Below are 19,582 nucleotides of genomic sequence, written 5' to 3'. Positions count from 1 at the left end.
GAATACATATTTCTCCAGTGAAAAAACAGGCGCAATGGGTGCTTCACTGGCAACCTGATTTTCCAACTGCTATTGTGGCAGGCAGAAATGGTTTAACTGAATTCAGGAGTTGCAGGTATGTTTACAGGTATTGTGCAGGGCACCGCCAAACTGGTGTCGATTGATGAAAAACCAAATTTTCGCACCCATGTAGTGGAATTACCTGAATACATGCTGGACGCGCTGGAAACGGGCGCATCGGTGGCGCACAACGGCTGCTGCCTGACCGTGACAGAAATTAACGGTAACCGCATCAGTTTTGATCTGATGAAGGAGACGCTGCGCATTACCAATCTGGGCGATCTGAAAGTGGGTGACCTGGTGAACGTCGAGCGCGCGGCAAAATTCAGCGATGAGATTGGTGGACATCTGATGTCCGGTCACATTATGACCACGGCGGAAGTATCAAAGATTTTGACGTCTGAGAATAACCGTCAGATCTGGTTCAAAGTCCAGGATCCGACGTTGATGAAGTACATCCTGTACAAAGGATTTATTGGCATTGACGGGATCAGCCTGACCGTTGGCGAAGTGACTGCGACGCGCTTTTGCGTACATCTTATTCCGGAAACACTGGAACGCACGACGCTTGGGAGAAAGAAACTGGGCGCGCGCGTCAATATCGAAATCGACCCGCAAACGCAGGCCGTGGTGGATACGGTGGAACGCGTGCTGGCTGCGCGTGAAGCTGCGGTGGTGAAAACCGCCAGCGAAGCGTAAGACAGCGCAGCCCCCGCAGGACGGCGGGGGCATGAAGATTAGCGGGCAACGCGCAGGCCGTCTTCGACGCCGCGTGAGAACACCACCTGCCAGAGCTGAATATCGCGGGCGCGAAACGCACCGGCGCAGGCGTTCAGGTAGTAGCTGAACATCCGTTTAAAGCGCTCGGTATAGTTATCGGCAATTTCCGGCCAGGCGGCGAGGAAACGTTCGTACCACGCCATCAGCGTTGTGTCGTAATCCGCGCCGAAGTTGTGCCAGTCTTCCATCACAAAGTGCGCTTCGCTGGCGTTAGCTATCTGGCGCACTGACGGGAGGCAACCGTTGGGGAAGATGTACTTATTGATCCACGGATCGACATTGTTGTCGGTTTTTTTCGAACCGATGGTGTGCAGCAGGAACAACCCCTCCGGTTTCAGGTTGCGATCAACGACGTCGAAATAGGTCGGGTAGTTTTTTGGACCGACGTGCTCAAACATACCTACTGACACAATGCGGTCGAACTGATCGCGCAAGTCACGATAATCCTGCAGCAAAATCGACACATCCAGTCCCGCACAGCGCGCCTGCGCCAGTTTCTGCTGCTCGGCAGAAATTGTCACGCCAACCACGCTAACGTCGTAGTTCGTCGCCATGTAGTGCGACAAACCGCCCCAGCCGCAGCCGATATCCAGCACCCGCATGCCGGGTTGCAGTTGCAACTTCTCGCAGATTAACCGCAGTTTGGCCTGCTGCGCTGCTTCCAGAGTGTCAGCGTCCTTCCAGTAAGCGCAGGAATACTGCATGTACGGGTCGAGCATGCGGCTGAACAGATCGTTACCGAGATCGTAATGCTCTTTACCGACGATCCAGGCGCGTTTTTTACTTTGCAAATTGAACAGGCGAGCGCCGGCGATGCGGAGAGTATCTTTGAAATGGTGCGGAAGTTGGTTTTCCAGTCCTGCGCGCAGGACTTTGCTAAAAAACTGGTCCAGTCGATCGCACTCCCACCAGCCATCCATATAACTTTCACCCAGACCGAGCGACCCCTCTTGTAAAACACGTTTGAAAAAATCGGGGTTTTTGACGCGTATATCTGCTGGTGAAGAGCCGTTGATGGCAATACCGGCGCGGCTTAATAATTCGCTAGTGATACGGTACCAGTCGTCATCCGGTACGCTGACTTCTTCTATACACGATGAACTCATAGCTTCTCCATCACTGGTCGGTGATCAGAACCTTAAAACAGCGTAGACGCTTTTTGGGCTTTGTGAGAAATCTCGCGGGATCATTCCGCGAGTCTATTATCCGACGTAGAACAGAGGAAGGGAGGACCCCTTGCCGAAAAGGCCATCCGTGGTGAACCGGGAACGCTCCGGTTCCCGTTAGCACATAATTATTATCGTAATTTTAACAACCGAAATTTAGTATAGGCCTCAAAAATCGATGATTCAACCAAAAATTGTTAGCCGACTAATTAAGGGTGATTATCATTAATATCAATGGGATTCGCTGTGGGCAATCCCGTGATTATCAGGCTGTTCACTGGCGCTTGAGGTTTGCAGCTGCATCTTATAACCCAGTCCAGCCAGTACGACCGTCGACAGCATCACGCTGGTCGTGGTCAGCAGCGGGGTGCTGATAAGCCAGGAGACCACCAGACTCGCCAGGAAGCACAGACCCAACTGCAGGGTATTTTGCAGGGCAGCGGCACGCCCCGTAGCCTGCGGGAAAGGACGCAGCGCCTGCGCAACCACAATCGGGTAGATAGCCCCGTTGGCAATCGCCATTACACAGAACGGGATCAGGATTTCCGCGAGCGTAATGTGATGGATAAAGCTTGCCGCCCACGTCGCCACCACGCTCAGCGCATAGATGACCAGTAGCCAGGGCAGAAGCTGTTGTCCCTGCCATTTTTGCAGCGCGGCGCGACAACCGTAGCCCCCAATCAGAAACGCGATGGTTTGTGGTACATAGCTCAGTCCAATCACCGCCGGGCTATAGCCCATTTCACTCAGAATAAACGGCGAGCCGGTCAGCCATGCAAAGAAGCTGGCGGAACAGGCAGCGTAAATCAGGACGTTACCGCGGTACGCTTTCGCGCGCAGCAGCGTGGTGAAGGTCAATTTATCTTTGCTGTCGTTTCGCGCCCGGGTAGAGGGTTTTAAGAACAGCGCAGGCAGCATCAGCAGCAGCGTGATGAAAAACAACGTGGCAAAGATCGCCTGCCAGGAAAGATGGGTCAGGATCCAACTTCCTAATAACGGCGCCAGGGCAGGAGACAGTCCGACCAGCGGCATGATCGTCGCGAAAATACGGTTAATTTTATGTGAGGGATAGTAATCGGTGACCAGCGCCTGCCAGATGACGGTCGCCGCACAGACGCCCACCGCCTGAATAAAGCGCAGAACCAACAGCCCTGTCGCGCTTTCGACCCACAGCATACCCAGGCTACCGAGGGCGAAGATGGACAGACCCAGCAACAGGATCGGTTTACGGCCGTAGCGGTCCGAGAGCGGGCCCCACAACAGTTGCGCGACGGCAAAGCCCGCTAAAAACAGACTCAGGCTGGCGCTGACGGCAGATGCCGGTGTTTGCAGGTCAGATTGAATGGCGGCAAAAGCGGGCAAATACATGTCGGTTGCCAGAAAACCCAACACGCTGAGCCCTGCCAGCCAGACTAAAAACCCTTTTCCTGGTTGCATAGTTGTTCTCTAATTTTAATGAATAACACTGGCGCAGAGTGTAGGGAGTGAATTTCGGCTTGTGAAACGGTAATATTTGTTTATTGCATTCAAAAATTTTGTAGGCAGATTATGTGGTCAGAATATGCACTGGAAGTCGTTGATGCCGTGGCGCGCAACGGGAGTTTTAGTTCCGCCGCTCAGGAGTTGCACCGGGTGCCCTCGGCGGTCAGCTATACGGTTCGGCAACTGGAAGAGTGGCTGGCGGTCCCGCTCTTTGAACGTCGTCACCGCGATGTGGTGCTGACCCCGGCGGGAGCCTGGTTTTTGAAAGAGGGCCGCTCTGTCATCAAAAAAATGCAGATCACGCGCCAGCAGTGTCAGCAGATAGCCAACGGCTGGCGTGGGCAACTTCCCATCGCGGTGGACAATATCGTGCGCCCTGAACGCACAAGACAACTGATAGTCGATTTCTATCGCCACTTTGATGACGTGGAGCTGCTGGTCTTTCAGGAGGTGTTCAATGGCGTCTGGGACGCGCTGTCAGATGGCAGGGTTGAACTCGCTATCGGCGCAACCCAGGCGATCCCGGTAGGAGGTCGATACACCTTCCGCGATATGGGCAAACTGAGCTGGTGTTGTGTCGTTGCCAGCACACATCCGCTGGCCGCCATGAGCGGGCCTTTAAGCGATGACACGTTGCGCAACTGGCCGTCACTGGTGCTGGAAGATACCTCCCGCACGCTGCCGAAACGCGTGACCTGGCTGCTGGACAACCAGAAGCGGGTGGTGGTTCCGGACTGGGACTCTTCCGCGACCTGTATCAGCGCCGGACTTTGTGTCGGCATGGTGCCGACGCATTTTGCCAAGCCGTATCTCAATAAGGGGCAGTGGGTGGCGTTGGATCTGGAGAACCCTTTCCCGGACGCAGCCTGTTGCCTGACCTGGCAGCAGAACGATATGTCCCCCGCGCTGATCTGGCTGCTGGACTATCTGGGAGACAGCGAAACGCTGAACAAAGAGTGGCTGCGGGAGCCTGACGAGACTCCCGCAAAAGAGGTTTAACGACGGTAGTCGCGGAAAGGGCCATCCGCAACGGAGCGGCGCTCCACCAGGCGCGGGTGGACTTCAATGGACTGTGACTCTTCGCGCTTATTGACGATACGGTCCAGCAGCATGTTAAAGGCCGTTTCACCCAGAGAATCTTTTGGCTGGTGGATGGTGGTCAACGCTGGCGTAAAGAAGCGGGCGTTGCGCACATTGTCATAGCCTATCAGCGACACGTCCTGCGGTACGCGCAGGCCCATCTCATCCGCAGCGCAAAGGGCACCCATCGCCATGATATCGCCGCCACAGAAGACCGCCGTCGGGCGATGCGCCTGCGACAGAATTTGCTGCATTGCACGGTAGCCGGATTCCGGTTCGAAGTCGCCCTGCACAATCCAGTTTTCCGGCACTTTAATCAGCGCTTCATCCATCGCCTTCATAAAACCGGCCAGACGGCCCGCGCCGGTGTTGCGCTCCATCAGTCCCGGGATCACGCCAATTTCGCGATGTCCGCGTTCGACAAGGTAACGGCCAGCCATATAACCGCCCTCAAAGGCGTTATCAATCACCGTATCGGTGAAGTCGGCTTTGGCTTCGCCCCAGTCCATGACCACCATCGGGATATGACGGTACTCTTCCAGCATCGAGAGCAGGGGATCGGGATATTCGGAACACATCACCAGCAGGCCATCAACGCGTTTTTGCGCCATCATGGACAGATAGGCACGCTGTTTTTCCAGATTGTTCCAGACGTTACCGAGGATCAGGGTATAGCCTTTCTGGAAGCAGTTCTTTTCAACGGCTTCGATAATTTCGGCAAAGTAGGGGGCTTCGCTGCTGGTCGCCAGCAAGCCGATAGACTTGGTATGGTTGACCTTCAGACTACGGGCAACAGCGCTGGGGGAATAGTGCAATTCTTTGATTGCCGCCCACACTGCATTGCGTGTTTCTTCAGCGACGAAACGCGTTTTGTTAATTACGTGTGATACGGTTGTAGTGGAAACGTTTGCGCGTTTCGCTACATCTTTAATTGTTGCCATTAAATCTCACTCCAGACCCAACCTGAACATTAAAATATGCTAAGTAAACGTTTGCCTTTAATCATCCTGTGCGCAACGTCAGGGTTGCGGCATGCCGGGAAAACGCCACAGAGCGTCAGGAAGGGGTCAATGGCCGGTACGATAATCAAGTAAGCGTCGAATTTTGGCTGATCTTAACGAAAAGGGGAAGTATTAAAAGCACATATCACTCTAAATCGTGGGAGATTTTTGCACTCAAGTGTGCAAAAATGCGCTATATCACTTTTTGTGTGGGAATAAAAAGGAGAAAAGTTGATGAGCACCGATCTGAAATTTTCATTAGTGACCACGTTTATTGTTCTGGCTTTAATCGTTGCTGGCGGTCTGACAGCGGCACTGCATTGATTTCCCTCGGGGGAGTGCCTGCTCCCTCGAACCTCCCGCCATATTGTTATCGAATCTGCAAAAGTCTTTTGTATTTTTGTTAACTTCTCTTTTTTTGTGATTGATGTCATGCTTTTGACTCTTAGTTAAGCCTCGCGCCTCATCGCGAAGAGCCGGAGTCATCACTGCATGAAAATTAATTATCCGTTACTGGCGCTGGCCATCGGCGCATTCGGCATCGGTACGACCGAATTCTCGCCAATGGGGCTGCTGCCCGTCATTGCGCGCGGCGTGGATGTGTCCATCCCCGCCGCAGGCATGTTGATTAGCGCCTATGCCGTCGGCGTGATGGTTGGGGCCCCGCTGATGACGCTGCTTCTGTCACATCGTGGACGCCGTAATGCGCTGATTTTTCTGATGGCAATCTTTACGCTTGGTAACGTGCTCTCGGCGATTTCGCCGGATTACACCACGCTGATGCTGTCACGCATTTTAACCAGCCTCAACCACGGCGCGTTCTTCGGCCTGGGTTCCGTTGTAGCAGCCAGCGTGGTGCCGAAGCACAAACAGGCCAGCGCCGTTGCCACGATGTTTATGGGGCTGACAATCGCCAATATCGGCGGCGTTCCGGCGGCGACCTGGCTGGGGGAAACCATCGGCTGGCGAATGTCGTTTATGGCGACAGCCGGTCTGGGCGTTATCTCGATGCTGAGTCTCTTTTTCTCGTTGCCGAAAGGCGGTGCCGGGGCGCGTCCGGAAGTGAAAAAAGAGCTGGTGGTGTTAATGCGTCCTCAGGTGCTCTCCGCGCTGCTGACTACCGTGTTGGGGGCGGGCGCTATGTTTACGCTGTATACCTATATTTCGCCTGTCCTGCAAAGCATCACCCATGCGACCCCGACCTTCGTGACCGGGATGCTGGTTCTGATTGGCGTGGGCTTCTCCATTGGTAACTACCTTGGCGGCAAACTGGCCGATCGCTCGGTTAACGGTACGCTGAAGGGCTTTTTGCTGCTGCTAATGGTGATTATGCTGGCTATCCCCTTGTTGGCACAAAATGAACTGGGGGCGGCGGTCAGTATGGTGGTCTGGGGGGCGGCGACCTTTGCGGTGGTGCCTCCGCTGCAAATGCGCGTCATGCGTGTGGCTCACGAAGCGCCAGGCCTGTCGTCTTCCGTGAATATCGGCGCTTTTAATCTCGGAAATGCACTGGGTGCTGCCGCGGGTGGGGCCGTGATTTCTGGCGGGTTAGGCTACAGTTTTGTTCCTGTGATGGGGGCGATTGTGGCAGGTATGGCGCTGTTGTTGGTGTTTGTCTCGGCGAGAAAACAGCCTGAACAGGTGTGCGTCGCAGGTTAACAGCAGAACAAAAACGCAGAAGGGACACCCTTCTGCGTTATCTTTTTTACGCGGCGAAGTTCTTCGCGACAAACTCCCAGTTCACCAGCGCCCAGAAGTGCTCCAGGTAGCCAGGACGCGCATTGCGGTAGTCAATGTAATACGCATGCTCCCACACGTCGACGGTCATCAGCGGGGTGGCGTCGGTGGTCAACGGCGTGCCGGCGTTAGATGTTGAAACGATAGCCAACTTGCCATCCTTTCCTTTTACCAGCCAGGTCCAGCCGGAACCGAAGTTCTTAATCGCCGCATCGGTAAACTGCGCTTTGAACTCCGCAAAGCTGCCGAAAGAGGCGGCAATCGCGTCAGCCAGTTTACCGGTTGGCTCGCCGCCCGCATTCGGCGCCAGGCAGTTCCAGTAGAATGTGTGGTTCCAGACCTGAGCGGCGTTGTTGAACACGCCACCTTCGGAGCTGCGTACGATCTCTTCCAGTGATTTTCCTTCAAAGGCGGTGCCTTTGATCAGGTTGTTCAGGTTGGTGACATAGGTCTGATGGTGTTTGCCATAGTGATATTCCAGCGTTTCGGCGGAAATATGCGGCGCAAGCGCATCTTTGGCATACGGTAGTGCAGGTAATTCGAACGACATTGCTTCTCTCCTTATTATTAATAGTATTTCGCGCAATAACCTTATTGTGCGTAAGGATAGGGTAGCAAATTGAAAGGTGAGACAAAAGATGAACTTACCCTGTTGCGTTAACAACAGGGTAAAGTTTTAACGAATGGTTTTGGGGGTCATGACCCGGCGAGCGCCAACGTAGTGGCGTTGCCAGTAATCTTCGCTGAGCGACGTTATCTGGATTTCCTGGCCGCTGCGCGGCGACTGGATAAATTTGCCGTTGCCGACATAAACGCCAACGTGATCGGCGGTGCCGCGTCCCTGAGTGCGGAAGAACACCAGATCGCCATTTTTTAATTCTTCACGGTCAATCGGTGCGGCATCACGCAGGTGATACATTTCATTTGCCGTGCGCGGAATACGGAATTTCACGAGATCTTTATAGGCGTAATAGACCAGACCGCTGCAATCGAAACCGGTGCGCGGCGACGTGCCTCCCCAGCGGTACGGTTTGCCAATCTGGCTCATTAATTTGTTCATCGCCGTGCTGGTCGCTTTTTGCACTTTGACTTTATGTGCATCCGCAATCTTGCCTGGCACTGTGCTCTTCACTTTGATACACGTCGGTTTGTGACCTTTGCGCGGGGTGCATTTCTCGCTCCAGGTGACGGAGGCTGTCTTTTTCGTCGCGACGGTTTTTCCTTTGCGGCTGGCTGTTTTGCTGGCTTTAGCGGGAGCGGTAATTTTTTTCTTAGAAGAAGAGGCGGTTTTAGTACTGGATTTGCTGGTGGTTTTCTTAACGGTTTTTTGACTGGTTTTATTCGTTTTTTTCGCTGTTGCCGTACTTTTCTTTTTGTCGCTGGCTTTCTTATTATGCGAAAGATCAGCGGTGTCCCTAGCTTGCTTGGACGCATGTGCCATCGGCATAAAGGGAATCGTTGTAAATAGTAAAGCACAGAGCGTGAGGGAAAGTCGGTTTATCCGCGCCACTGAGCATTCCTCTGTTAAGGCAGGTCGCAATCATACCTGCGTGTGATTTACAAAACCTGATGATTCTAATCTATAGAAACGGATAAAGTTAATAGCTTTTATTGTTAAAAATGCGGTTTCGCTATTGAGTGCAAAAAAAAACAGCAGCCAAAGCTAAATTTGGTTATTTGGCGCGCACTTCTGACATAAGCACCGGGGAAACCATTATTGGGAATGCAACTTAATCGTTCAGACGATAAAATAGTAAAGCGTAATGAAAATGTTATTTTCCGATGTCGCCCTGAACCGCTACAATGTCAGACGACTGCCGTAAAAGAAGTTAAGGAAGCAAGACAATGAGCACCACTATCGAAAAAATCCAGCGCCAGATCGCTGAAAACCCGATTCTCCTGTACATGAAAGGTTCTCCAAAACTGCCAAGCTGCGGGTTTTCAGCCCAGGCTGTGCAGGCGCTTTCCGCCTGTGGTGAGCGTTTTGCCTATGTGGATATTCTGCAAAACCCGGATATTCGCGCTGAACTGCCGAAATACGCGAACTGGCCGACCTTCCCGCAACTGTGGGTTGACGGTGAACTGGTTGGCGGCTGTGACATTTTGATCGAAATGTACCAGCGTGGCGAACTGCAGCAACTGATCAAAGAGACCGCTGCAAAATACAAATCTGAAGAATCAGATGCTGAGTAATCAGTAGATGGTTAAGAGGAGCTTTCCCGTGTCAGGGTAAGCTCCTTTTCATTTCTGCCGCTCTGCTGCACCCTCGGCATGTCTACCCCCAGTCAAGTCCCTGCGGCGAACTGGAAAACCCGACCTCCCGAAGCAGGGTAAACAGACGGGTTTGCCGGACCGGTTTATCGTTAACTTCTGTCAGGGTAAAACGAAGTCGCGGCTCACGGCGTAAAGCACTCGCCAACGCCCTGAATATTTCCGCTGAAATCGTCTCCTCATTTTCGCTCCAGACCATCATCTTTTTCCCGCCCTGAGCGAGATACAGCCGCAGCTGGCCGGCAGAAATAACGACAAATGCGCCATTACGGCGTCCAGGGACCAGAGACGACGGATGCGTCGGCCACGGCAGAAGCGCGCCCCAGGGATTGGCCGGGTCGTTTGCGGATAACGCCACCGCCGTAAAAGCCTGATGTTCAGTATTCGATGAGGTAAGATCGCGAAGGCGATCGATAGTAGGCCGCTCGGCAAACTGCGCACCGCCCATTCCCTCAACGAAACGCCCTCGTAGAATGCGTCCCGAATCCTCCATGCTTCGACACAGGGTCTGCATGGCAGGAAACCCCCCAGGGACATTCTCCGCAATCACCGCCTGCCGACCGATCACGCCGTAGCGATCGAGCATATTCTCCGCGCAGGCCAACATTCGCTCGGTATCATTTAACGTCTCTCGCGGCAGCAGTGACCAGCGTCCGGCCAGCGCAGGAGTGGTGTAAGAAACCGGTACGGAAACTGACGTGGGGCGAGTTGAGGCATAGACAGGGCGTCCACGACGCATACGCGGTGAGCGTCGCGACGGCTGACGTGACGCAGAGACAGTGCGCGACAGGCCTCGTAGCGGGGCCCAGATATCGGTTGTGATGTACCCTTGCCAGACCAGCCCCCAAAGGGCCTCATGCAGCGTGGCTGGCGTTATCCACTCATCATTGCCAGACCTTTGCGTCCGGGCCTGAATCAACGCACTGAGTTGCTGTGCAAACCATGCGCCGCCGCCTGAGAGGACGTCTAAAATGGCGCGCTGTAAGTCTGAAAGTGACTCGCTGTCACCGGATGGCGGGGAAAGCGTCTCCGCCAGATAATCCCGTAGATGCAGTACCACTCGTCCGTCATCATCACCCAGTTTCTTTTGCCCTGACCAGATGACTTCACCGGTTGCAAGCAGCTCATCGAGCATGTCCGGCGAATAGTCTCTGACCCGGGCAGGGAAAATCTGGCTTTCCCACAGTGAGGCGGGCAGGCCGAGTCCGGCCAGTTGTTCAATAACTCTCGTGACACCGTCACTTCCTTCCAGCATTCCCGCTGAGGACGCCGGGAGGCGCGCCGGGCTGCCGTCGGCGGGTGAAATGAGCCCATGACGTTCCAGCAGCAGGCGGGTGTAGCTCGCCGCCGGGACAGGGCGGGTTGCTTCTCTGGCGGCATGCAGCGAGCGGATGCGCAGCCGATGAAATATGTCTTCATTCACCCACGTTGAAGAACGCGCGTCGTTGGGAGTGGATGACGCCCCCGTCCGCAGTTGGATCAGGACGCCCTCATCGCGTAACTGGCGCAGGAGATCGTCGGCGACGGCTACACCCAACCCGAACGCCTGCGCAATCTGATCGCCGGTAAAGAGCGTATGGGTGCGGCTGAAGCGCATGAAGAGGTCCCGCAGCGGTGTGTTCACCGGATGCAACCATGCAGCCGAAATCGTCGCTGGCAGGCGGACACCCAGTGCATCACGAAGTCTGGCCGCGTCATCCATGCAGGCCATCTGCGCAGTACCTGCAATAACAACCGGGAAAATACGCTTGTCAGCCGTCAGGCCATCGAGCCAGGGCCCGATGTCAGCGATCGTTGCTTCGTGCCTGGCCGCAATATCCTCGATGGTCATTGGCCCCAGTTCGCGCAGCAAATCGTAAACGCCTTCCATTCCCTGGGCTTTTCTGCCCGTCGCCCGCCGCTGAAGTTCATCCTCTACCTGGCGGATAATCTCCGGGTCGAGCAACTCCAGCGGATCGCCCTGGCCTAACAGGTTGCCCAGCAGTTCGCTGTCCAGCGCCAGTACCGAGGCCCGCCGCTCCGCCAGTGGAACGTCGGTGGCGTACATAAATTCCGCGACATAACCAAACAACAGATCGGTGGCAAACGGCGAAGGAGCGGGCGTGGTGACTTCAGATATCTGGATCTCGCCGGTGTTCAGGCGGCGTATGACCTGCTCGAGCGCGTCAAGATCGTAGACGTCCTGGAGGCATTCTCGGGCGGTTTCCAGAATAATGGGAAAGTCAGGATAGCCCGCTGCAATTTCCAGAAGCTGGCTGGCGCGCAGGCGCTGCTGCCAGAGTGGGGAGCGACGTCCCGGCGTGCGGCCAGGCATCAGCAGAGCGCGGGCGGCGCATTCTCTGAAGCGGGCGGCAAACAGCGCCGTGCTGCTGACGGCTTCCCGGACAATGCGCAACAGTTTTTCCGGATCGAACAGAAAAATGGCGGCATCCGGCAGCTTTCCGTCGCTGTCCGGAATGCGGGCGACAATCCCGTCATCGCTGGCGACAATCGACGCGTCAGCCCCCCATTGCGCATGGAGGCGTCCGGCAATCGCAAGGGCCCAGGGGGCATGTACCCGACGGCCATAAGGCGAATGCAGAATGACCCGCCAGTCACCCATCTCATCACGACAGCGTTCAAGTACCAGATGACGGCTCCAGGGGAGCACGCCCGTGGCATTCTTTTGATCGTTAATTAACCCTTTGATATTCGATAAAACATTATCGTCGCGCAGTCGGGGGGAGAGTTGTCGCTCCGCGTTGTCATCGGACAGGGTATGGATGAAATCACCAATACGTTCCCCCAGTTCCGCAGGACGCCCGACGCCTTCGCCGCGCCAGAACGGAAGCCTGGCCGAGCGTCCAGGCGCAGGGACGACGATAACCTGATCGCGGGTGATCTGTTGAATACGCCACGAACTGGCACCAAGCGTAATGATGTCGTTGACGCGAGACTCATACACCATCTCTTCATCCAGTTCGCCCACGCGCCGCGATCCCGCTTGTTCATCCCCTTCGGGGAGCAGCACGCTGAACATGCCACGGTCCGGAATGGTACCACCGCTGGTCACCGCCAGAAGTTGTGCGCCGGGGCGTGCCGTTAATAACCCGGTTTCGCGGTTCCAGATAATACGCGGTCGGAATACCGCAAAATCGCCAGAGGGATAGCGTCCCGCCAGCATATCCAGCGTGGCGTCAAACGCGCCTCTTGGCAGCGCTTTCCATGGAGAAGCCCGGCGGACGAGGGCATACCAGTCATCGACATTGACCGGATCCATGGAAACGGTGGCCACGGTTTGTTGCGCCAGAATATCCAGCGGGTTGCGCGGAGGCGTCAGGGTCTCCAGTTGCCCGGCGTACATGCACTCGACAATCACCGCCGAATCAATCAGATCCCGGCGAGTTCTGGGATAGAATAGCCCCTTCGAGACGCCGCCAACCTGGTGGCTGGCTCGTCCGATGCGCTGCAGGCCGCTGGCGACTGAAAGGGGCGTTGCCACCTGAATCACCAGATCAACGGCGCCCATGTCGATCCCCAGCTCCAGACTTGACGTCGCCACCACACAGCGAAGTTCGCCTGATTTCAGGGCATGCTCCGTGACGGCCCGCTGCTCTTTGGAAACTGAACCGTGATGCGAGCGGGCAATGTATTCTCCGGCGTCCTGCGCCCGATTGCTGGTGGAACCGGTTGACGAGTCATAGTGTACGGGTTCCGCCTGCGATTCAGGGGGGGCGTGTCGTCGCGAGAGATAGAGTTCATTCAGACGAGCCGTCAGTTTTTCCGCCAGCCCGCGCGAGTTGGTGAAGACAATAGTGGAGCGATGGCGAAGGATTTGATCGAGAATACCGGATTCAATGCGCGGCCAGACGGAACCTTCTCTGCCTTTGTGAATGGCATCGCTGCTGTCACTATTATCGGCTAAGACGTCATCCAGATTGGCGGCAGGTGCAACAATGCGGATATCCGGGTGACGAGTCGCGGGGGGATTGACCACGGTAACCGGGCGATCGCCGCCCAGAAAAGCCGCAACCTCCGTAACGGAACGCACCGTCGCCGACAGACCAATACGCTGCGCCGACCTCGTCAGAAGCGCATCCAGTCGTTCAAGGCTGAGCGCGAGGTGCGCACCACGTTTTGTGCCTGCCACCGCGTGTACTTCATCGACGATCACCGTTTCAATCCCGCGCAGCGACTCTCTGGCGCGCGAGGTGAGCATCAGATAAAGCGACTCCGGCGTGGTGATCAGAATATCGGGCGGATGACGACTGAGCTTCGCACGCTCCTGAGGTGGCGTATCTCCTGTACGGATACCGACCCGAATGGTCACCTCTGTCGCGCCGCATTTCTTCCGCTCTTCGCTAATCCCCTGAAGGGGAATTTGCAGATTGCGCTGAACATCCGTGCCGAGGGCTTTTATCGGAGAAATATAGAGGATGCGGGTGACTTTCTTTTCTTTGCCGGAGAGCGGCGTCGTGGGCTTTTCCTCACCTTCACGAAACAGGCGATCCAGTGCGTAGAGAAACGCGGCAAGGGTTTTCCCCGAACCGGTCGGGGCGATCACCAGCGCATGTTGATTCGTCGCGGTAACGGCCCACGTTTGCGACTGCACCAGCGTGGGATGCTGAAATGCCGAGATAAACCAGTCGCGGGTCGCCTGCGAGAAAATATCCGGCAGTGGGGGCGACGCATTGTTTGCTGACATGTTCCCTGTCCCTTTTGCGGTGTTGGCGGATCAAGACCTTTTTACAGAATAGCGGGAAATAGGCAGGGTGTATTGATACTGGTCAAATATACAGTGTCGGGGTGGGGGTGGCACGACCTGATAAACCACGTTATCAGGCCATATCATCAGGCTTCTTCAGGCAGGGGTAACGGCCAACCGCCCAGACGCTTCCAGCGGTTGACGATTTCGCAAAACAGCACGGCGGTGCGCTCGGTATCATAAAGCGCAGAGTGCGCCTGGGTACCGTCAAACTCCATGCCTGCCGCAAGACACGCTTTGGAGAGCACCGTTTGTCCGAGAGCAAGCCCGCTCAGGGCGGCGGTATCAAACGTCACGAACGGATGGAACGGGTTGCGCTTGAGCGACGCTCGCTCGGCGGCAGCCATCATAAAGCTATGATCGAACGTCGCATTATGCGCCACCATGATGGCGCGACTGCAACCGCTGTCTTTAATGCCTTTGCGCACCATTTTGAAAATGGCGTGCAGGGCGTCATATTCGCTCACCGCGCCACGCAGTGGGTTAGACGGGTCGATACCGTTAAACGCCAGCGCTTCTGGCTGCAAATTCGCGCCTTCAAACGGCTCCACGTGGAATTGTAGCGTGCTGTCCGGCATCAGCCAGCCTTGTTCATCCATTTTCAGCGTGATGGCGGCGATCTCAAGCAGCGCATCGGTTTTGGCGTTAAATCCAGCCGTTTCAACATCAATGACGACGGGATAGAAACCACGAAAACGGTCGCACAGACCGGTAAGTTGAGCGTTATCGGACATCAGGGTCTCTTAGTACGGAAAAATTGCAGCGCGCATTATGCCAAATTTTGTTGCTGACGGGAATGGTAGAGGGGAAAAGCGGACATCGGATATTGCGTACCGGGATATCGACATCCCGTAGAGCAGGTTGAAGCATCGTCAGGCTGCTTGTGGGCATTTTCTTCTCCTTCAGATTGCAGAGCGCCTGTTCATAAAATCAAAAAAATATATTTTGTATTCCTATTTTTTATCAGCATTATTCAGTGTTGAGGGCTTAGGTGAACGTGTTATCAATTTAATTGAAGGAATGGTTAGTTAATCTCACTTGCCTATTACGTGAATTAATATCTGATATTGTCTCTGGTTAATTTTGTGTTTAAGTAAAGTGTCCGCATTGTGAATTGTCCAAAAATAGACTGAACATTTATTACCGTCGGCTTACTGTTGATATATAATATTATTATGTTGTTATGGCTATTGTACTGACGCTAAAGATATTCTTTTGCATATGATGACTAAAATTGCTCGGAATTGCGAGTTGTCGGAGTATAAAATATAATAGCGATAAATAACATGAAGAATCCTTACAGATAACACTGGCGAGTGAGTGCTAAGTTTTAGGGATGATTGATACTCAATAAACACTCTTGTTATACGTTGGAGAGATAAATGAAATTGCGTAAGTTATATATGGTGATGTTTGCCTGTGCGATAGTGAGCTTATCTGGCATCAATACCGCGAATGCAGCAACGGATAAAGGGACAATCAAATTCGACGGGGAAGTTATTGCGTCAACTTGTGATGTATCCGTTGATGCGACGGGCCCGACTGGTACGGTAACTCTGGATAAAGTGTCAACAGAAACCATCGCGGGGGTTGGCACGACAGCAAAACCGAAGCCTTTCACCATTTCCGTTTCGAGTTGTGCGCCTAGCGCGACAGGTATCGGTGTTAATTTCGGTGTGGCAACGGGAACGCCGGATACCAATGGTAACCTGGCGAACGAAGACGCAACGCCGACGAAAGTCAGTCTGCAATTGGTTGATGTGGCTAAATCAAATACTGCGATTGATTTAAATGCGGACCAGAGCGGTGGGTCGAAATTTGACATCGATGCCAGTGGGAAAGGTTCGCTTGAATATGTCGTGCAATATTACAGTAATGATGCGGCTCCGGCAGTCGGTAAAGTCACCGCTAATGCCACCTATGAACTGTCGTATCAGTAAATAAGTCACACAGAGTGTTGTTAACAAATGGGTGCTTCTGGATTAATTTAATGAAACGTTCTCAATTTTTATGTCAGATGTCATTAATGATGACACTGTTTGGTTTCAGCACTCTCTCATTTGCTGGTCTGGTATTAGACGGGACTCGTGTTATCTATCCTGCCGGCGAGAGTGAGGTCACTGTACGAATGAAAAATACAGGAAGACTGCCGGTTCTGGCGCAAAGTTGGATCGATAACGGTGTCAAGAACGTGACACCCGACAAAATATCATCGGTCTTTGTCTTAACACCGCCAATTAACCGGGTGAATGCGGGGAAAGGGCAGACCTTGCGGATCAGTTTGCTTGCCGAAAATACCCTGCCGCAGGATAAAGAGTCTGTGTTTTATCTGAATGTATTGGCTATCCCAGCAAAATCGAAAGACTCCATTGACGCAAGCCAGATCAATATTGCCTTCAAAACACGCATCAAGCTTTTCTATCGTCCAGACTCACTCAAAGGCAACGCTAATGATGCGCCCGATTTACTGCGCTGGCATATTAACGGTAGCAGTGTCACAGCGACGAACCCAACACCTTATTATGTTACGCTGAGTGAAGTGAGTTATACATCGGGTGGGAAAAAAGTAGCGGCCTCAGGGCAGATGATTACACCGGGAGGAACCCGCGATTTTAATTTCAACGGTGTGAATCAGATAAATAGTGTAGATTCTATCGAATATGCTTCAATCAATGATTTTGGTGGGTTGAATAAGTATAAAGTAAAAAAATAATTTATTCTCCGGTGATATTGTTATGCGCTTACTTCATGTGTTGTGTTGCGTTAATATTGTGCTCCCGTTGCAATATGCTGTTGCCGAAACAACAGACGCTACCTCGATGGGTGTGGCCGGGAATTATGAATTTAATGATGCTTTTGTGAATCGTTCAGGTGCGCAAACAGTGGACCTGAAGCGATTTTCAAACGGTGCCAGTGTATTACCCGGTATCTATAAAGTCATTGTCACGCTGAACACTGAAAAATTAACGATTTCGAATATCGAATTCCGGGCAGGGGAAAATGATGCTGTTGATGCCTGTATTCCGGGAAATGTCTTTGAACTGATCAGTTTTAAAAAAGAACAGATTAAATTCACGCAATGGGACGGACTGACCGACAGTAAGAACTGCACACGTATACAAGATATCATTCCGGAGGCAACACAGGAATTTGACAGTGAAGCCCAGCAGCTAAATCTCTCTATCCCGCAAGTTTATATTAATAAACTTCCGCGTGGTTCTGTGCCCCCGTCAATGTGGGATAGCGGGATTCCCGCCCTGATGCTGGGATACAATATGAATGGCTACGAATCTAAAAACAGCAGTTATGAATCGAAGTCATTATATGCCTCGATCAACAGTGGTCTGAATATTGGCGCATGGTACCTTCGTCATAATGGTTCCTGGAACTGGATGCAGGATCAAGGCGGTCACTACAATGTCCTGAATACCTATGTGCAACGGGATATTCCCGCTATCTGGGGGCGTCTGGCTGCCGGGCAACTCAATACCAGCGGACAACTGTTTGATACATTACCCATCAGTGGGGCGCAGGTTGCCAGTGATGAGCGTATGTTGCCACAATCGCAGCGCGGCTATGCCCCCGAAATACGGGGTGTGGCGAGAACGAATGCGAAGGTCACGGTTAAACAGAGCGGTCAGACGATTTATGAAACCACCGTTTCGCCCGGTGCGTTTGTGATTAGCGATCTGTATCCGACCGGCTATGGCGGCAACCTGGATGTGAGTATTGAAGAAGCTGATGGTTCGCAACAGAACTTTTCCATTCCTTATTCTTCAGTGTCGCAATTACTGCGTCCCGGAAGTAACCGGTACAGCCTCAGCGCCGGGAAACTGCGTAGCAACAGCGTATCGGACGACCCTGTTTTTACGGAAGCTACCTGGCAACAAGGTTTCACGAACATTCTGACAGGGTACGGAGGCGTTCAGGCAAACAAGGATTATCAGGCGATAAAAATTGGCACCGCCTTAGGTTTTCCCATTGGCGCCATTGCGTTTGACGTTACCCAATCCAAAGCGCGTCTTCCCGGCCGCGGCGACATGTCCGGTCAGAGTTATCAGATAAGTTACAGCAAGCTGATTAATGAAACGAACAGTAATATCACACTGGCCGCGTACCGATTCTCCAGCAGTGGCTATATGGATTACCTTACGGCGATGGAAACTCTGGATGATCTTCATCATGGTGATGACGGTAATCATATCCAGCGACAAAAAAACCGCTTTACGCTTAATCTGAGTCAGGGACTGAAGGACGGATGGGGTCAGTTATACATCAGCGCCAGCATGGAGAACTATTGGAATAAAGGATCTGTAGAGCGGCAATATCAGATCGGTTATTCCAATAGTTATAAATGGTTGAATTATAGCCTGAACATCAGTCGTAGTCAGGACGAGTGGGGCACATCACAAACCAGCTATTTTCTGAATTTCTCGCTTCCGTTGTGGGAAAGCCACGATATGGGGACGTATGCGCCGCAGCTCAGTATGAGTTATAACCAGGATTCTTCTGGCTCGGCCTCAGAACAGGCGATTATTTCGGGTAATCTCGGTGAACAGAACCAGTATACCTGGTCGGTGAGCGGCAGTCATGACGACTATTCGGGAACAAGCGGCAACGTTGGTGGGTCATATAAAGGCAGCCTTGCGTCACTTTCTGCAACTTACAGTGAAGGTCGTGATTATCACAGTGCGTCGGTTGGGATGTCCGGTACGCTGGTTGCGCATTCTGGCGGTATCACGCTTTCACCCTACACGGGCGATACGTTCACCCTGGTAGAGGCGAAAGGGGCTGAAGGAGCGGCAATACCTTCTTATCCCGGCGTGACCATTGACCGTTTTGGCTATGCTCTGTTTCCGTCAACCAATCCTTATCAACTAAATGATGTCGTTATTGATCCAAAAGGGATATCTGAAAACGCCGAACTGGAAAACACCTCGCAAAAAATAGTCCCGCGCTATGGCGCAGTGGTGAAAGCGAAGTTTGATGCCCGCCAGGGGCGGCCGGTTTTAATTCAGGCGGACTTTTCCGGCAAAACATTGCCGTTCGGTGCGGATGTTTTTGATGATAACGGTGTCAGCGTCGGGGTGGTTTCGCAAGGGAGCCTGATTTATGCCCGCGTACCCAATGATAAAGGCAGCCTGCATATTAAATGGGGGGATGATGACAATGAACAGTGTCATGTCAATTATGCTCTTGCACCAGAATCGGAAAAAACAAAGAAAACAGCGTTGAAACCGTTTGTGGAAAGTTGTAGATAA

General features: G+C 53.2%; 16 protein-coding genes. 8 read left to right on the top strand and 8 right to left on the bottom strand.

The features are described 5' to 3' along the window. The first annotated feature begins 117 nt into the window (after positions 1-117). Positions 118-759, top strand: a complete 642-nt coding sequence (locus GBC03_18250) for a riboflavin synthase subunit alpha (protein ID QFS72015.1) — start codon at positions 118-120, stop codon at positions 757-759. A gap of 38 nt (positions 760-797) precedes the next feature. Here the strand turns inward: GBC03_18250 and GBC03_18245 are convergent, their stop codons facing one another. Continuing rightward, entirely contained in the window at positions 798-1,946 is a 1,149-nt protein-coding gene (locus GBC03_18245; GenBank protein QFS72014.1) for a cyclopropane fatty acyl phospholipid synthase, read from the bottom strand. Positions 1,947-2,237: 291 nt separating this feature from the next. Next, a complete protein-coding gene (locus GBC03_18240; protein ID QFS72013.1) occupies positions 2,238-3,443 on the bottom strand; it encodes a Bcr/CflA family multidrug efflux MFS transporter in 1,206 nt (401 codons plus the stop codon). 111 nt (positions 3,444-3,554) lie between these two features. Here GBC03_18240 and GBC03_18235 point away from each other — a divergent pair, with 111 nt between their 5' ends. Next, the gene (locus GBC03_18235; GenBank protein ID QFS72012.1) at positions 3,555-4,487 is read left to right on the top strand and encodes a LysR family transcriptional regulator; all 933 of its coding nucleotides are present in this window, start codon (positions 3,555-3,557) and stop codon (positions 4,485-4,487) included. Here GBC03_18235 and purR read toward each other — a convergent pair. Continuing rightward, positions 4,484-5,509: an HTH-type transcriptional repressor PurR gene (purR, locus tag GBC03_18230; protein ID QFS72011.1), complete on the bottom strand. Its 1,026-nt coding sequence runs from the start codon at positions 5,507-5,509 to the stop codon at positions 4,484-4,486. The genes GBC03_18235 and purR overlap by 4 nt on opposite strands. A gap of 294 nt (positions 5,510-5,803) precedes the next feature. Between purR and ynhF the strand changes: the two genes are divergently transcribed. Continuing rightward, the gene (ynhF, locus tag GBC03_18225) at positions 5,804-5,893 is read left to right on the top strand and encodes a YnhF family membrane protein (protein ID QFS72010.1); all 90 of its coding nucleotides are present in this window, start codon (positions 5,804-5,806) and stop codon (positions 5,891-5,893) included. Here the strand turns inward: ynhF and GBC03_18220 are convergent. Then, a complete protein-coding gene (locus GBC03_18220; GenBank protein QFS72009.1) occupies positions 5,855-6,055 on the bottom strand; it encodes a hypothetical protein in 201 nt (66 codons plus the stop codon). The two genes, ynhF and GBC03_18220, sit on opposite strands and share 39 nt — an antisense overlap. A 6-nt stretch (positions 6,056-6,061) precedes the next feature. Between GBC03_18220 and GBC03_18215 the strand changes: the two genes are divergently transcribed. After that, the gene (locus GBC03_18215) at positions 6,062-7,228 is read left to right on the top strand and encodes an MFS transporter (GenBank protein QFS72008.1); all 1,167 of its coding nucleotides are present in this window, start codon (positions 6,062-6,064) and stop codon (positions 7,226-7,228) included. 46 nt (positions 7,229-7,274) lie between these two features. Here the strand turns inward: GBC03_18215 and sodB are convergent, their stop codons facing one another. Both sodB and GBC03_18205 read right to left on the bottom strand, forming a co-directional pair. After that, positions 7,275-7,856, bottom strand: a complete 582-nt coding sequence (sodB, locus tag GBC03_18210; GenBank protein ID QFS72007.1) for a superoxide dismutase [Fe] — start codon at positions 7,854-7,856, stop codon at positions 7,275-7,277. Between the two features lie 126 nt (positions 7,857-7,982). Then, positions 7,983-8,816, bottom strand: a complete 834-nt coding sequence (locus GBC03_18205) for an endopeptidase (GenBank protein QFS72006.1) — start codon at positions 8,814-8,816, stop codon at positions 7,983-7,985. Positions 8,817-9,151: 335 nt separating this feature from the next. On the opposite strand from GBC03_18205, the gene GBC03_18200 reads away from it, so the two are divergent. Continuing rightward, positions 9,152-9,499 carry a Grx4 family monothiol glutaredoxin gene (locus GBC03_18200; GenBank protein QFS72005.1) on the top strand — a complete coding sequence of 116 codons (348 nt, stop codon included), beginning with the start codon at positions 9,152-9,154 and terminating at the stop codon, positions 9,497-9,499. A gap of 82 nt (positions 9,500-9,581) precedes the next feature. Here the strand turns inward: GBC03_18200 and GBC03_18195 are convergent, their stop codons facing one another. Further along, positions 9,582-14,261, bottom strand: a complete 4,680-nt coding sequence (locus GBC03_18195; GenBank protein QFS72004.1) for an ATP-dependent helicase — start codon at positions 14,259-14,261, stop codon at positions 9,582-9,584. 146 nt (positions 14,262-14,407) lie between these two features. Further along, the gene (locus GBC03_18190; protein QFS72003.1) at positions 14,408-15,055 is read right to left on the bottom strand and encodes a ribonuclease T; all 648 of its coding nucleotides are present in this window, start codon (positions 15,053-15,055) and stop codon (positions 14,408-14,410) included. Positions 15,056-15,703: 648 nt separating this feature from the next. On the opposite strand from GBC03_18190, the gene GBC03_18185 reads away from it, so the two are divergent. Genes GBC03_18185 through GBC03_18175 form a run of 3 tightly spaced genes read left to right on the top strand, consistent with a single transcriptional unit; the run spans position 15,704 to position 19,582 of the window. Beyond that, on the top strand, positions 15,704-16,261 hold the full coding sequence (locus GBC03_18185; GenBank protein QFS72002.1) for a fimbrial protein: 558 nt from the start codon (positions 15,704-15,706) through the stop codon (positions 16,259-16,261). A gap of 50 nt (positions 16,262-16,311) precedes the next feature. Continuing rightward, positions 16,312-17,034 (top strand): fimbria/pilus periplasmic chaperone, encoded by a 723-nt coding sequence (locus GBC03_18180; protein QFS72001.1) that lies wholly within the window; start codon positions 16,312-16,314, stop codon positions 17,032-17,034. Positions 17,035-17,056: 22 nt separating this feature from the next. Continuing rightward, the gene (locus tag GBC03_18175; protein QFS72000.1) at positions 17,057-19,582 is read left to right on the top strand and encodes a fimbria/pilus outer membrane usher protein; all 2,526 of its coding nucleotides are present in this window, start codon (positions 17,057-17,059) and stop codon (positions 19,580-19,582) included.

The sequence above is a fragment of the Citrobacter telavivensis genome (genome assembly GCA_009363175.1).
Taxonomy (GTDB): domain Bacteria; phylum Pseudomonadota; class Gammaproteobacteria; order Enterobacterales; family Enterobacteriaceae; genus Citrobacter_A; species Citrobacter_A telavivensis.
The sequence above is the reverse complement of the archived record's forward strand: the minus strand, read 5'-3'. Positions and strand labels throughout refer to the sequence as shown.